General features: G+C 39.4%; 15 protein-coding genes, 1 pseudogene and 1 other annotated feature (1 of these 17 cut by a window edge). Of the genes and pseudogenes, 12 read left to right on the top strand and 4 right to left on the bottom strand.

What is annotated here, in order from left to right; translation table 11 throughout:
* The first annotated feature begins 51 nt into the window (after positions 1–51).
* The gene (locus A6M13_RS02905) at positions 52–531 is read left to right on the top strand and encodes an acyl-CoA thioesterase (protein WP_066542766.1); all 480 of its coding nucleotides are present in this window, start codon (positions 52–54) and stop codon (positions 529–531) included.
* Between the two features lie 37 nt (positions 532–568).
* Here A6M13_RS02905 and A6M13_RS16700 read toward each other — a convergent pair whose 3' ends face one another.
* Complete coding sequence (locus tag A6M13_RS16700; RefSeq protein ID WP_425393906.1) at positions 569–1,177, bottom strand: methyl-accepting chemotaxis protein; 609 nt, start codon at positions 1,175–1,177, stop codon at positions 569–571.
* 159 nt (positions 1,178–1,336) lie between these two features.
* Positions 1,337–1,912: pseudogene (locus tag A6M13_RS16705) on the bottom strand (protoglobin domain-containing protein); the annotation flags it as partial.
* Between the two features lie 198 nt (positions 1,913–2,110).
* On the opposite strand from A6M13_RS16705, the gene A6M13_RS02915 reads away from it, so the two are divergent.
* Positions 2,111–2,404: a hypothetical protein gene (locus tag A6M13_RS02915; RefSeq protein ID WP_066542768.1), complete on the top strand. Its 294-nt coding sequence runs from the start codon at positions 2,111–2,113 to the stop codon at positions 2,402–2,404.
* Between the two features lie 57 nt (positions 2,405–2,461).
* On the opposite strand, the gene corA is transcribed toward A6M13_RS02915, so the two are convergent.
* Positions 2,462–3,424 (bottom strand): magnesium/cobalt transporter CorA, encoded by a 963-nt coding sequence (gene corA / locus A6M13_RS02920; protein WP_066542769.1) that lies wholly within the window; start codon positions 3,422–3,424, stop codon positions 2,462–2,464.
* A 167-nt stretch (positions 3,425–3,591) separates the two neighbouring features.
* Here corA and A6M13_RS02925 point away from each other — a divergent pair, with 167 nt between their 5' ends.
* The 6 genes from A6M13_RS02925 to radA all read left to right on the top strand — a co-directional run bounded on the left by A6M13_RS02925 (position 3,592) and on the right by radA (position 10,398).
* Positions 3,592–3,897 carry a magnetosome magnetite crystal formation protein family gene (locus A6M13_RS02925; protein ID WP_066542770.1) on the top strand — a complete coding sequence of 102 codons (306 nt, stop codon included), beginning with the start codon at positions 3,592–3,594 and terminating at the stop codon, positions 3,895–3,897.
* A gap of 267 nt (positions 3,898–4,164) precedes the next feature.
* Complete coding sequence (locus A6M13_RS02930) at positions 4,165–4,629, top strand: CtsR family transcriptional regulator (protein ID WP_066542771.1); 465 nt, start codon at positions 4,165–4,167, stop codon at positions 4,627–4,629.
* Positions 4,630–4,644: 15 nt separating this feature from the next.
* Positions 4,645–5,169 carry a UvrB/UvrC motif-containing protein gene (locus A6M13_RS02935; RefSeq protein ID WP_066542772.1) on the top strand — a complete coding sequence of 175 codons (525 nt, stop codon included), beginning with the start codon at positions 4,645–4,647 and terminating at the stop codon, positions 5,167–5,169.
* Positions 5,166–6,251 carry a protein arginine kinase gene (gene mcsB, locus A6M13_RS02940; RefSeq protein WP_066542773.1) on the top strand — a complete coding sequence of 362 codons (1,086 nt, stop codon included), beginning with the start codon at positions 5,166–5,168 and terminating at the stop codon, positions 6,249–6,251. Before A6M13_RS02935 ends, mcsB begins: the two co-directional genes overlap by 4 nt.
* On the top strand, positions 6,248–8,692 hold the full coding sequence (locus A6M13_RS02945) for an ATP-dependent Clp protease ATP-binding subunit (protein WP_066542774.1): 2,445 nt from the start codon (positions 6,248–6,250) through the stop codon (positions 8,690–8,692). Before mcsB ends, A6M13_RS02945 begins: the two co-directional genes overlap by 4 nt.
* 329 nt (positions 8,693–9,021) lie before the next feature.
* Positions 9,022–10,398, top strand: a complete 1,377-nt coding sequence (gene radA, locus A6M13_RS02950) for a DNA repair protein RadA (protein WP_066542775.1) — start codon at positions 9,022–9,024, stop codon at positions 10,396–10,398.
* Between the two features lie 45 nt (positions 10,399–10,443).
* Here radA and A6M13_RS02955 read toward each other — a convergent pair whose 3' ends face one another.
* A complete protein-coding gene (locus A6M13_RS02955; RefSeq protein WP_066542776.1) occupies positions 10,444–11,094 on the bottom strand; it encodes an acetate uptake transporter in 651 nt (216 codons plus the stop codon).
* Positions 11,095–11,421: 327 nt separating this feature from the next.
* On the opposite strand from A6M13_RS02955, the gene A6M13_RS02960 reads away from it, so the two are divergent.
* From A6M13_RS02960 to gltX, 4 genes are all read left to right on the top strand, one after another.
* A complete protein-coding gene (locus tag A6M13_RS02960) occupies positions 11,422–12,498 on the top strand; it encodes a PIN/TRAM domain-containing protein (RefSeq protein WP_066542777.1) in 1,077 nt (358 codons plus the stop codon).
* 12 nt (positions 12,499–12,510) lie between these two features.
* The gene (gene ispD / locus A6M13_RS02965) at positions 12,511–13,194 is read left to right on the top strand and encodes a 2-C-methyl-D-erythritol 4-phosphate cytidylyltransferase (RefSeq protein WP_066542778.1); all 684 of its coding nucleotides are present in this window, start codon (positions 12,511–12,513) and stop codon (positions 13,192–13,194) included.
* Positions 13,195–13,303: 109 nt separating this feature from the next.
* Complete coding sequence (gene ispF / locus A6M13_RS02970; protein WP_066542835.1) at positions 13,304–13,783, top strand: 2-C-methyl-D-erythritol 2,4-cyclodiphosphate synthase; 480 nt, start codon at positions 13,304–13,306, stop codon at positions 13,781–13,783.
* Positions 13,784–13,930: 147 nt separating this feature from the next.
* Positions 13,931–15,391 (top strand): glutamate--tRNA ligase, encoded by a 1,461-nt coding sequence (gene gltX / locus A6M13_RS02975; protein WP_066542779.1) that lies wholly within the window; start codon positions 13,931–13,933, stop codon positions 15,389–15,391.
* Positions 15,392–15,405: 14 nt separating this feature from the next.
* Positions 15,406–15,483 (top strand) — a binding site (T-box leader); it runs 144 nt beyond the window's last position.

Here is a 15,483-nt window from a genome sequence, read left to right on the forward strand (position 1 = left end):
GGAATGTGCTACACTACGAGAAGATTATTTTTCAGTAAGGAGTGTGCACCGATGAATGCAGTATCTATGAACGAAGCGCGTACGATTCAAACCCATCTTGTACTACCACCTGATACAAATCATCACGGATCGATTTTTGGCGGGAAAGTACTTGCTTATATTGATGAAATTGCAGGAATTACCTCGATGAAGCATGCACGTGGCAACACGGTCACAGCATCGATTGACTCCGTTGATTTTGTGTCATCTGCGTATGCTGGAGATGTGCTAGAGCTTGAAGCGGTTGTCGCCTCAACAGGACGTACATCAATGGAAATTTATGTACGTGTAAATGCACTAAATTTAGTGACAGGTACGACGCGTTTAACGACAGAATCATTTGTTACAATGGTAGCGATTGATGAGCAAGGAAAGCCACGAGAAGTACCGGGCGTGTTTCCTGAAACAGAAGCGGACAAGCGTTTATTTAAAACTGCGCCAGGTCGTCGCGCGCATCGCAATGCCAAACGTTCGTTAGAATCACATAAATAAAAAAACGTCTGAGAATTATTTCTCGGACGTTTTTTTATTAAGATTGATTTAAATCATGAATCGTTTCTACTAAGGAATCAGATGAGCTTGCGACAAGTTCTGCGCCTGCGATAAGCTCCGAAATTAAATGAGAAATTTGAGCGATATCTTCATTTGTATGCATATATTGCTCCTTAATACCTGACACCGCTTCAGCGATTGATGTAAATGATTGCGAAATACTTTCTTGTGTTTCGACACTTTTTTGAATTTGAGTATCCACACTATTAACAGAATCGGCCATGCCTGAAATATTGAGCTCAGTCTCTTTAATTAAATACGAAACGTTTTGTACAGCGCTTTTTGTTTCTTCGGCTAATTTGCGTACTTCTTCTGCAACAATCGCGAAGCCACGCCCGTGTTCACCGGCGCGTGCTGCTTCAATCGACGCATTCAGTGCCAATAAATTCGTTTGGTCAGCAATGCCTGTAACTAAGCCGACAATCTCCGAAATTTTTTGAGAAGAGTGGCGTAGCTTTTCCATCGTTTGTTCTAATTGGTCGACACTTGAAAGGACAACGCCCATTAAATGATGCTGTTGCGTTAACTGGTCTCGTCCAACAGAAGAACGACTTTCGGTATCGGCTACAAAATGTAAGCCTTGCATCGTTGAATTTGTAATGTCTTCGGTCTGTGAAGAAATAATTTGGAGTGAAGAAGTCGTTTCTTCACTAATCGCATTTAGCTCTTCTGCGGTCTGTTGAATTTTTGTAATGATGTTATTTTTAAAGTTTGTTGTTTCTTGACGAATGCGGCGACGTTCTTTTTCATACGCATCAATAACAAGCTGTTGTTCTAAGTTAATGACTTTAGCGAAAGCATTTGCGCATTGAAGCATTTCGTTTTTGGGCATTTCAAGCGTTTGTAAAAAATGGTTAAACGTTGTCGTTAAAGATTGAAAACTATTAATATACCATTTTGACGTTAAGCCGATACGGACATGAGTCTCAGCAATACGCTCACGGTCGGATATATATTTTGTATCAATACAGCCATTGAAAATATCGCCAATATGCGTATTCAATGTGCCTTTTAGTCGATTAATACGTGCATCGTCGCCTAAAATGCCACGTAGTTCAGGGCTTTGGCTGATTGTTTCGTAAAACGTGTTCACCATGCTTGGAATAAGTACCTGAATGAGCGGTTGCAATTGCTTTAAAATTGCTAAATCTGTCGTTGATAAATTTAATAACTGAATTTGCGTCTGTAAATCATTGTAACCTGATACATCCAATTTAACTTGTGGCAAATGATGAGAAATCTCTAAAAAAGATGTAGGTGCCTGCTTTTTAAACCACGACATTGCTATTTTCTCCGTTCTATAAATAAGTGATACCTCCATTTTAAAGCGGAACTATGAGAAAAGGTATAAAAACTTACCGTTTACTATGAAAAATTCATCGAAATGTCATAGGATAAAGAGGAAAAGGTAAGAGCGGTACAATTTTGTGTCCAGCTACTCGGACATTTGAGTTTTCATGTGAAACGAAGTAACATTAAATGAAAAATACCGTGTTCAAGAGAAAGGGCCGTTTTCTAAATGTTGAAAAGAACTCGTTTGAAAATTGTTATTCCTATTATGATTGCTACCTTCTTTGGTGCAATGTTTATCGTAAATCAGTTTTACCCAGAATTTCCGCAAGATGACCGTTTAACGATGTATATTTGGGCAGCGTTAATCTCAGGTGTTGTATCGATTGTTATGTTCCCATCGCCAGAGCAGGAAAAAATTATCGAAGAAGGTCACGCAAAAGAAAAGCGTAAGCGTGAAGAGCGTATTGCACAGAAAAAAGAAGCAGACAAAGGGCAACAAAAATATCCATTTAAAAAGTGAAAAAAAGCCTTCCGAAGCGTTACAATGCGTTCGGAAGGCTTTTTTATGAGGCTGTCGCTACATTTTGAAGAAGATAAACCATCCTTTTACTTTAAATAATACAAGCATAGCAACAGCGATAACGAACATCACTATCAACACAATAAAGTAATTATACTTGCCATCGAGTTCCGGCATAAAGTGAAAATTCATGCCGTATACACCAGCGATAAATGTGAGCGGGATAAAAATGGTCGACACAATGGTTAAAATCATCATAATACCATTCATGCGATTAGAATTTAGTGCCATATAGCTATCACGCATATCTGCGGTCATTTCACGATTAGATTCAATCATATCAGTGAGCTTCATTAAATGGTCATGAATATCCTCAAAATACGCACGCTCACTTTTCTTCAGGCGAAAACGATAGGAAGTAATAATACGGTACAGTAAATCACGCATCGGTAAAATGGTGCGACGTAGCTGTAATAAATCACTGCGAAATTCCAATACGAGCTTCATCGACTGCAAATTATTTTGGTATGTTAACGCATCTTCCAACGCATTCAAATAGTCTTCAATTTTATAGACGAGTGGGAAGTAGGAATCGACAATTTTATCAATCATTTGATACATGACATAAATTGGTCCTCGGTCCCACGATTTAGGCTTTGATTGAATTAATTTTTTTACTTTGCCCATTTCACTCAGTGCATTTTTATGAAACGTGACGATGAAATTTTCATGAATGAAAATATTAATTTCTTCGGCAAATAATGTTTCTTTATTGATGGAATGAATAACGAAAAAATGAAAGTCATCATAAAAATCTAATTTCGGGCGTTGTAGTTGTTGTAAACAATCTTCAATTGCGAGCGGATGAAAATGAAAAAAGCTAGCGAGTAATTGTTCCTCGTCAGGTGTTGGACAGTCAAAGTCTACCCAATACCAATCATAGGTATTGTTTTTAATCGTCTCGAGCGGAGCATCATTAATAAATTGATGATCCTTTGTAATCGCCATAGTATGAATCAAATGAAACACCGTCCTTCTGTTTATTTATTCGCAAAAAAAGGAAGAAATAAACCTATAAATTTTTTTAGAAATTTGAAACTAAATGGCTTGTCATTCGTATATTATACTAACAGCGGAAATAGAGAGACAGAAAATATAGATTCAATAAGAAAAGGAAGGGATTTATGATGGAAACAAAATGGTCTAAAATTTTAATCCATGCAAGCGCGTTTTTTATGCCCGTACTAATACCCATTTTATTCTTCATTATTAGTCAAGATAAAGAGATTAAAAAATTATCGTTACAGGCTTTATTGTTCCAATTTGTGATGTGGGTACTTATCGGCGTGTCAGCATTTTTATCTTGGATTTTAATTGGTTTACCATTCTTAATCGTGTTTGCGGCGATGACGGTAATTGTGCCAGTCATTGGTATTGTAAAAGCTTTATCGGACGCACCGTGGGAATACCCAATCGTTAAACATATTTTATAGTAGTGACGTCAAGTAACAGGTGACATAACGAAGAGCTCGGCGTAGAAAAATATCCTTCAGCAGTTATCGCTGCTGAAGGATATTTTTTTGTCTTATTATCTTTTCGTATCCGTATATTGCTTTTAAAGCGTATATCTCCATATTTTATTGTGTAATATGTTTCTGACTAAAAATAACAGGGCAAATTATTTGAAAATGACTTTACTGCTTATTATAATAAAGTCAAAGATAGTCAAAGTCAGTTGGAAAGGTGAGGTGAAACGACGTATGGGAAATATATCAGACATCATAGAAGGATATTTGAAGCGCGTTCTAGAAGCAGAAGGTAATGGACATATTGAAATTAAGCGAAGTGCCATTGCTGATCAGTTTCAATGTGTACCATCGCAAATTAACTATGTCATTAGCACACGTTTTACAGCTGAACGAGGCTATATTGTAGAGAGTAAACGTGGTGGTGGCGGATATATTCGCATTACACGTGTACGCGCGCATTCAAAAAAAGATTTACTCGACGTTATGCTCGCGCAAATTGGCGAAGAACTTTCACAAAATGTAGCGGAAGATATTACGTACCGTTTAATTGATGAACAAATTATTTCAAAGCGGGAAGCGAAAATCATTTTAGCTGCGATGGATCGGTCAGTGCTTCGTCTGCCGTTACCGGTACGAGATGAATTACGTGCGAATATTTTACGCGCTATGTTAATGACGATTTTATATGAAAAATAAATGGGGTGTTCAGTCATGCATTGTGAACATTGTCAGCAACGCGAAGCGGCGATTGTGATGACAACAATGAATAACGGTCAAAAAACAAAACAACATTTATGCCATGAGTGTGCGACGAATCTTCAGACGTTTCACGTGGAACTTCAAGATGCTACACCGTTGCAACAACTATTAACAACATGGTTCGGAACACCAGCATGGCAACAGCAAGAACAAAAAGAACAACACACAACAGCTTGCTCGCATTGCCAGCTTACATTTCAGCAGTTTTTAAAGGATGGTAAATTCGGATGTCCGTCTTGCTATGACGCTTTTCATGACGAGTTGCCCCCTTTATTAAAGCGACTTCAAAGTGATATCGAGCATGTTGGGAAAGTACCACATGTAGTAAATGAAAAAATGTCATTAAAAAAACGTATTGAACTTATTCGTCAAACGATGAAAACAGCTGTTGAAGAAGAACGCTTTGAAGATGCAGCGAAACTACGCGATGAGGCAAGAGCATTAGAAGCGCAGTTGTTAGGAGGCGATAATGTATGACGCAAGATCCTTTATTAAAAGCGACAACGCCTTCTTGGATGGAAGCACCGAGTGAAGATGACATTGTTATTAGTACACGTATTCGTCTCGCGCGCAACATTACGAATTATCGTTTTCCACGCTTACAAACGGAAGAGGAAGCGACTCTTATTCAACAAAAAGTGACATCTCTATTGGCGTCACAGCAATATCGAGCGCTGCCAATGGATGAGTTAAGTGCATTGGAACGTTTAGTACTTGTTGAAAAACATATGATTAGCCCGCTACTTGCAAAGCGAAAAAAAGGTGCGTCGTTGCTCATTCGCCAAGATGAGCAAGTAAGTGTAATGGTCAACGAAGAAGACCATTTACGGATTCAAAGCTTATGTCCAGGCCTTCAGTTACAACAAGCATATGACGCAGCTAATGAATTAGATAGTCAGTTAGAACAACAACTTGAGTATGCGTATGATGAAAAACTAGGTTATTTAACAACGTGTCCAACGAATTTAGGGACAGGGCTTCGTGCCTCGGTGATGCTTCATTTGCCAGCACTCACATTAACGAATCAAATGAAGCAATTAATTCAAACGATGCCACGCTTAGGAATGGTTGTACGGGGTATATATGGAGAAGGAAGCGAAAATTTAGGCAATATGTATCAAGTGTCGAATCAAATTACACTTGGTAAATCTGAAGCAGATATTTTAGAGGATTTGCAAGCAGTTGCCGAAAAGATTATTTTACGTGAGCAACAAGCGCGTGAACAATTAGTTGAACGTGCGGCACTCACATTAGAAGATCGTATTTTCCGCTCTCTTGGTACATTACGTTATGCCCGAACATTAACGAGTGAAGAAGCAGCTACATGTTTATCGAATGTTCGGTTAGGGATTAATCTAGGTTACATACATGATGTTAGCATTGCGACTATCAATCAATGTATGATGCTCATCCAACGAGGGCTGTTACAACAACATACAGATGCAACATTACAACCAGAAAAACGAGATCTCGTACGCGCAACATTATTGCGCGAACAGTTGACCGAGTCACATACAGAAGAACACAACAACGGGGAAAAAGGAGAGGATATTGTATGATGTTTAATCGATTCACACAACGCGCACAGAAGGTTTTACAATTAGCTCAAGAAGAGGCAATTCAGTGGAAGCACGAATCTATTGGGACAGAACATATTTTACTTGGTCTTATCCGTGAAGGTGGCGGCATTGCAGCAAAAGCATTAGAGGCAATTGATGTAAGCCCGCAAATGATTGAATCAGGCATCGAGGAGTTAATGGGGAAAGGTACAGAAACAGTGGGACCAATCGTACATTACACACCACGTGCTAAAAAAGTAATTGAGCTATCAGTAGATGAATCACGTAAATTAGGTCATAAATATATTGGCACAGAGCACTTACTATTAGCACTTATTCGTGAAGGCGAAGGTGTAGCAGCTCGTGTTTTAAATAATGCAGGTGTAAGTTTAAATAAAGCACGTCAACAAGTTTTATTATTATTAGGTAATAATGATTCACAACAAAACGGTACGCCAGCATCACAAGCAGCGGCAACACCGACATTAGACGGTTTAGCACGTGATTTAACACAAGTTGCACGTGAAGGTTCACTCGACCCAGTTATTGGTCGTTCAAAAGAAATTACGCGTGTTATTGAAGTACTATCACGCCGTACAAAAAATAATCCGGTATTAATTGGTGAGCCAGGTGTTGGTAAAACAGCCATTGCTGAAGGCTTAGCACAGCGTATCGTTTCAAATGAAGTGCCAGAAACATTACGTGAAAAGCGTGTAATGACACTTGATATGGGAACAGTTGTCGCTGGTACAAAATACCGCGGCGAGTTTGAAGACCGTCTGAAAAAAGTGATGGATGAAATTCGCCAAGCAGGCAATATTATTTTATTCATTGATGAATTACACACATTAATTGGCGCTGGTGGTGCAGAAGGTGCAATTGATGCTTCAAATATTTTAAAGCCATCTCTTGCCCGCGGTGAACTACAATGTATCGGTGCAACAACAATTGATGAGTACCGTAAATATATCGAAAAAGATGCGGCATTAGAACGTCGTTTCCAACCGATTCAAGTAGATGAGCCGACAGTGGAAGAGTCCATTCAAATTATTCATGGTTTACGTGACCGTTACGAGGCACATCACCGTGTAAAAATTACGGATGAAGCAATTGAAGCAGCGGCGAAAATGTCAGACCGTTATATTTCAGACCGCTTCCTACCAGATAAGGCGATTGATTTAATTGATGAAGCAGGCTCAAAAGTGCGTTTACGTTCATTCACAGCACCACCAAACTTAAAAGAAATTGAAGAGCAATTAGAGGCACTTCAATCAGAGAAGGAAGCAGCGATTTCAAGCCAAGACTTTGAAAAAGCAGCAGAGCTTCGTGATAAAGAGCAAAAATTAAAAAAGCAACGTGAAACGACGAAGAAGTCATGGGAAGAAGAGAAGAACCGTGAGCAATCGCAAGTAACGGTAGAAGATATTGCACAAGTTGTCTCAATGTGGACAGGTATCCCAGTATCAAAAATTGCAGAAGAAGAATCGGCAAAACTATTAAAGCTTGAGGAAGAATTACACAAACGTGTCGTAGGGCAAGGCGAGGCAGTAGAAGCTATTTCTCGTGCAATCCGTCGAGCTCGCGCAGGCTTAAAAGACCCGAAACGTCCGATCGGCTCATTCATTTTCTTAGGACCAACAGGTGTTGGTAAAACGGAACTAGCCCGCGCATTAGCGGAAGTGATGTTTGGCGATGAAGATGCCATGATTCGTGTAGATATGTCTGAGTACATGGAGAAACATACGACATCTCGTTTAGTTGGTTCACCTCCAGGCTATGTTGGTTATGATGAAGGCGGACAACTAACAGAAAAAGTACGTCGTAAACCATATTCAGTTATTTTATTAGATGAAATCGAGAAAGCACATCCAGATGTATTTAATATTTTATTACAAGTATTAGACGATGGACGCTTAACAGATTCAAAAGGACGCACAGTCGATTTCCGTAACACGGTTGTCATTATGACATCGAATGTTGGGGCAGATGCGGTGAAATTCCGTAAGACGTTAGGGTTCAGTGCACAATCTTCTGAGTCGAAACAAAAAGACATGAAATCAACAATGTTAGAAGAACTGAAAAAGGCATTCCGCCCAGAGTTCTTAAACCGTATTGACGAAATGATTGTGTTCCACTCATTAGAGAAGCAGCACTTAAATGAAATCGTGAAATACATGGCAGCTTCATTAACGAAACGTCTACATGAGCAAGATATTTCGTTAGAGCTAACAGAAGCGGCTATCGAAAAAATTGGTGAAGAAGGATATGATCCACAATACGGGGCACGTCCAATTCGTCGAGCACTTCAAAAACATGTAGAAGACTTGTTATCAGAAGAGCTATTAATGGGCAATATTAAAAAAGGCCAAGATGTAGTTGTTGACTATGTAGAAGGTAATTTCAAAGTAACGCCGAAAGAAGCTATCTCATTAAGTAAATAAATAGTTGGATACATGAGGGTGGGACAAAACCCCCTCTAAATTGAACAAAGCATCGGTGAATGTTAAATTTCGCCGGTGCTTTGTTTCGTTATGTATAGACGAATTGTCTGCGTTTTGGACGACGTGTTTCACGGTCGTGACCCATTTACTTGTTTAGAAGAGTCAGCGAATTACCTACGAGCGTTAGGCTATAGCGAGTTATTTTAAATGAGAAGTGTGTCGGCTTCTTTTATAGAACTCGCTACACTTTTTTGATATGAATGATTATCATTAGGAAACTCTTTCGAATTTGCGTATAATAAATATAGAACAAACATTCGGAGGGTGACATGGCAAAGAAAAAATCGAAATTTATGTGTAGTGATTGTGGTTATGAATCAGCAAAATGGATGGGGCGTTGTCCAGGTTGTGGTGCATGGAATACGATGAATGAAGAAGTCGAAATGGTGGCGAAAGGGCCGCGTGGTGCATTCCAACATTCAAGCACCGTATCCAATAAAGCAGTACCGATTATTAAAGTTGAAACGCAGGAAGAGCCACGCATTGAAACGGAAATGGGTGAGCTCAATCGTGTACTCGGTGGCGGTATTGTACCTGGTTCACTCGTATTAATTGGGGGCGACCCAGGTATCGGAAAATCCACGCTATTATTACAAGTATCAGCTCTAATGTCGAATAAAGGGCATCGGGTGTTATATATTTCAGGGGAAGAATCGATTCGCCAAACAAAGCTGCGAGCAGAACGTTTAGGTGTTGCTTCAGAAGAGCTGTATATTTACGCTGAAACAAATTTAGAGTTTTTACACCAAACAATTGAGGAAGTACAGCCGAAGTTTGTCATTGTCGATTCTATTCAAACGGTACATCATCCAGAAGTGACAAGCGCACCAGGTTCGGTGTCGCAAGTTCGGGAATGTACGGCAGAGCTAATGCGCATTGCAAAAACGAAAAATATTGCTATTTTCTTAGTTGGGCATGTTACGAAGGAAGGGCAAATTGCAGGGCCGCGTATTTTAGAGCATATGGTAGATACAGTGCTTTACTTTGAAGGGGAGCGTCATCATAACCATCGTATTTTACGCAGTCAAAAAAACCGCTTCGGCTCAACAAATGAAATTGCCATCTTTGAAATGCTACAAAATGGACTGAAGGAAGTACTGAACCCATCAGAGTTATTTTTACAGGAGCGTTCACAAGGAGCACCTGGCTCAGTCATTGTGGCATCAATGGAAGGAACACGACCAATTTTAGTTGAAATTCAGTCACTCGTTACACCGACAAGCTTTAACTATCCGAAGCGGATGGCGACGGGGGTTGACCAAAACCGGGTGCAACTATTAATGGCGGTACTTGAGAAACGTATGGGTATGATGCTTCAATCACAGGATGCGTATATTAAAGTAGCGGGTGGCGTAAAGCTAGACGAGCCCGCAATTGATTTGGCGTTATTAACGTCAATTGTCTCTAGCTTTAAAGATCAAGCACCTAAGCCGACCGATTGTTTTATCGGTGAGGTTGGTTTAACCGGAGAAGTACGTCGTGTTACGCGCATCGAACAACGTGTACAAGAGGCAGCAAAGCTTGGTTTCCAACGTGTTTTCATTCCAGCATCGAATATTGGTGGTTGGGAGTTTCCTGACGGCATTTATGTTATTGGGGTTGAAACAATTGCGGATGCACTGCGTCAATGCTTTAACGAATTATAAAATAGAAAAAACCACTGAGTATGCCGTTTACTCAGTGGTTTTTTATTATGCGCGAGATGTTTTCGTCGCTGCTTTTGCTGATGGCTTTTTAATAATGCCAAATGGCTTGCCGATTGGTAAAAATGCGAAGCCGAAGTGTTTGTTTAAGACGTTTGCACCTGCACCGTATAATGATAGGATGGCGATGAATAATTCAGCCCAAGCTGCTAATAAGTGCATGCCGTGCTCCATAATACCGAATGCGCTGAATGCTAAACCGATGAATAAAAAGTCGATTAAGAAGAAAATAAAGAATAATACTTTATTCGTTTCTAATGCACCGATTGTTAAGAAAATCGATAAGATTAAGTAACCGACATACATAACACCCATTTGGTTACCATCGATTACGAATTTGTCGCCAAATACGCCAGCTTGCATAAACCAAGACATAGCAACACCTAACCAGAAGAAGCCGTAAGCTCCGAATGCAGTTGTGCCGAATGTGTTGTTATGTTTTGCATCTAACATCGATGCATATAGCTGTGCAAGACCGCCTAGGAAAATTGCCCAAGGAATGACTAAGCCAAGACCATCTGTCCAACCTAGTTTTTGTGTAGACGCAACAAGTGTTACGATTGCTAAACCGAATAGGCCGATTGCCGATGGATCAGCGGTAGCAATTTTCACTTCTTTAACGTTTGTTGTTTCGCTCATGAAAAAATCCCTCCCGATAAGTTTTCAAAATATACTCTGCTGATTGTAAACGATTGCATTCTCTTTGAGTGCGAAATTTGCAATTTTAAAAGAACGCTGTCACGAATGAAAAGAAAATGTGCAATTTTGACAAGAATTAGTATAGTGAAATAGCATAAAAGGGTATGAAGTAGCGTAAATTTGGATAAAGCAGAAAATATGTCCGTCTGTATTAGTACAGGTGGAATTGTAAAGGAACTGTTACAAAATATGTGCAAAACAGTATTTAGAGGGGAAACATTGTATAATAAAGGTTATATTTAAAAATTCAGAAAGAGAGGTGTTTACATGTTAAAGCGAGTGATCCAGATTGCATTTTTATTCGTTGGGGGCGCATTAGGACTTATATTCTTGCCGATTTTTTATGAACTTATCGATTTATCATTCAACCCTTGGCTTAACAATGCATATGTTTCCGTACTTTTAGGCGCAATTTTACTATTCGCTTTATCGTTCTTTTTGGCGGATTATTGTGTGAAATTAATACGCTGGTTAGAGGATGTACTGATTAAAGTTCCAACAGGCGATTTACTATTCGGTACGGTAGGATTAATCATTGGTTTGATTTTAGCTTACTTTGTCGGTGTAGCGCTTGAACGTATTGAACTACCAAGTATCACAGGTGTTGTGTCATTTGTTATTTCTGTTATTTTAGGTTATTTAGGTTTCCAAATTGGTTTTCGAAAACGCGAAGATATTTTATCGTTATTTATACTTTCGAAACAAGAACGTAAAAAAACAGAGACGATTAAACAAGAACAAACGACAGTGCACTATAAATTATTAGATACATCTGTAATTATTGATGGTCGAATTGCTGACATTGCACTAACCGGTTTTGTTGAAGGGGTATTTGTTGTACCACAGTTTGTCTTAACAGAGCTACAGCATATTGCTGACTCATCGGATACGTTGAAGCGTACACGTGGCCGACGTGGTTTGGACGTTTTACGTCGTCTGCAGGATGAGCGGAAAACAGAAGTTATTATTACGGAGCGCGATTTTGAAGATGTACAAGAAGTTGATATGAAACTTGTACGTCTTGCGAAAGAAATGGGTGGCAAAATTGTCACGAATGATTTTAACTTAAATAAAGTATCGGAGCTTCATAATGTTCATGTGTTAAATATTAATGATTTAGCAAATGCGGTAAAGCCAGTTGTTATTCCTGGAGAAATGATGCAGGTGCTTGTTATTAAAGACGGCAAAGAATATAATCAAGGGCTAGCATATTTAGATGATGGTACAATGATAGTTGTTGAAGGTGGGCGCAATTATATCGGACAAACAATTCGCGTTGAAGTGACAAGTGTACTTCAAACATCAGCGGGCCGAATGATTTTTGCGAAGCCAAAGGAAGAGTAGGAAGTGGCATACATGAATTATGAAGTAGTATTACCAGCAGCGGGAAGCGGCACACGTATGGGCGCTGGGAAAAATAAATTGTTTTTAGAATTACAAGGGACAACCATTCTTGTGCATACATTGCATGTGTTTGAGCAAGACCCTAAATGCACAGGTATTTGGCTTGCCGTAAAAGATAGTGAGCGCGAGCAGATTGAACAGCTTATTCAAGAAGCAGGCATTACAAAGGTAAAAGGCTTGCCAACAGGCGGAGCAGAACGACAACATAGCGTGCGTTCTTGTTTAGTAAAAATGGAGCCAACGGATTTAGTGATGGTACATGATGCTGCGCGTCCGTTTATTTTACAAGAAACCATTGATAAATTAGCGGCTGTAGCATTTGAAAAGGGTGCAGCTATTGCGGGAGTGCGTGTGAAGGATACAATGAAAATTGTCCGAGATGGCATCATTCAAGAAACGGTTGACCGTGAACGATTATGGAGCATTCAAACACCACAAGCATTCCGCTATGACTTATTAAAAGAAGCATCGGATGTAGCAGATAAAGTTGGTTTTTTAGGAACGGATGAAGCGATGCTTGTCGAAAATATCGGCCATCATGTGCATATTGTTGAAAGTAGTTATGAAAATGTCAAAATGACAACGAAGGAAGATTTAGTATTTGGTGAAGCGATTTTAACTAGTCGACAAGCGTAACGAAAAGCTGTTGTGGAAGTGATGAACTTTCGCAGCAGCTTTTTTCACGAGAAGTGGCTCAGTTTGTGATACACTACAACTAATATTTGATAAAGGCAGGTACATGATTATGTTTCGAGTAGGACAAGGCTATGACGTGCACGCATTTGCGGAAGGACGTCCATTAATTTTAGGCGGTATTGAAATTCCACATGACCGTGGTTTATTAGGGCACTCGGATGCAGATGTATTATTACATACGATTACAGATGCAGCATTAGGTGCAATTGGCGAAGGGGATATCGGTCGTCATTTCCCAGATACAGACCCAGAGTGGAAAGATGCAGACTCTGCAAAATTACTACAATACATTTGGAAAATTGTTGAGGGTCGTGGCTATGTATTAGGAAATGTTGATGCAACAATTATTGCGCAACGTCCAAAAATGGCACCGCATATTGAGACGATGAAAAATCGTATTGCCGAGCTTTTAAATGCTGACCCATCACAAGTAAACGTTAAAGCAACAACAACAGAGAAACTTGGATTCACTGGTCGTGAAGAAGGTATTGCAGCATTAGCAACAATTTTATTAATTGAAAAGAAGTAATGAAACATGAAGAAGCTGTGAAGTAGCGAGGTCTACTTTACAGCTTTTCATTTGTCGAACACTTTAATTTACACAGGGACAATGGTAAAATGAACAAAGTTAAAAGGTCCGTGCCAAAAAGACATGCGACGATTAGGAGGATTTAACATGACGAAAAAAGTACGCGTTCGTTATGCGCCATCACCAACTGGTTTCTTACACATCGGTGGCGCTCGTACAGCATTATTTAACTATTTATACGCAAAACATAATGGTGGAGATTTCATCGTTCGTATTGAAGATACAGACGTTGAGCGTAATGTTGAAGGTGGAGAAGCTTCACAATTAGACAATTTACGTTGGTTAGGGATTACACCAGATGAGTCAATTGATATCGGTGGACCATATGCACCTTACCGTCAAATGGAGCGTTTAGATATTTATAAAGAACACGCTGAAAAAATGTTAGCAGCAGGTCAAGCATACAAATGTTTCTGTTCTTCAGAGAAGTTAGAAGCATCTCGTGAAGCGCAAAAAGCAGCAGGTGTAGCAGCACCTACGTATGATGGCACATGTCGTCATTTATCAGCAGAAGAAGTTGCAGCTAAAGAAGCAGCTGGCGAAACGTATACAATTCGTATGGCTGTACCAGAAGGCGTAACGTATAACTTTACCGATTTAGTACGTGGTGACGTATCATTTGAATCAAAAGATATCGGTGACTGGGTATTAGTAAAAGCAAATGGTATTCCAACATATAACTATGCGGTTGTATTAGATGACCACTTCATGGATATTACACATGTATTCCGCGGAGAAGAGCATTTATCAAATACACCAAAACAAATGATGATTTTTGATGCGTTCGGTTGGGAATACCCACAATACGGTCATATGACGTTAATCGTTAATGAAGAGCGTAAAAAATTATCAAAACGTGACGAATCAATTATTCAATTCGTTGCACAATATAAAGATATGGGTTATTTACCAGAAGCGATGTTTAACTTCTTCGCATTATTAGGCTGGTCACCAGAAGGGGAAGAGGAAATCTTCTCACATGATGAACTAGTAAAATTATTCGATGAAAAGCGTTTATCAAAATCACCATCAATGTTTGATAAAGTGAAGCTTACATGGATGAACAACCAATACATTAAAACGTTATCACGTGAAGATGTTGTAGCACTTGCATTACCACATTTACAAAAAGCTGGTTTAGTGCCAACAGAATTAACAGAGCAAGAAGCGGCTTGGGCATCTGATTTAATCGGTTTATACCACGAGCAAATGAGCTTCGGTGCGGAAATCGTTGAGTTATCATCATTATTCTTCAAAGAAGAGCTTGAGTATGATGCAGAAGCACAAGAAGTATTAGCGGGTGAATTAGTGCCAGCAGTTATGGCTGCATTTAAAGCGCAACTTGAAGCAATCGAAACATTCGATGCAGCATCAATTAAAGCGTCAATTAAAGCAGTACAAAAAGAAACTGGTGCGAAAGGGAAAAACTTATTCATGCCAATTCGTGTTGTAACAACGGGTCAAACACACGGTCCAGAGCTTGCAGATGCAATCGTGTTAATTGGAAAAGAAAAAGTAATCGCACGCGTGGAAAAATTCGCAAACTAATTGTACAATGAACGTATAAAGCGTAGACGAGGAGAAGTATGGTTTACATGCTCATAGTAGAGAGGGTCATCATCGGCTGGAAGTGACCTGAG

This window comes from Caryophanon tenue (assembly GCF_001700315.1).
Classification (GTDB): domain Bacteria; phylum Bacillota; class Bacilli; order Bacillales_A; family Planococcaceae; genus Caryophanon; species Caryophanon tenue.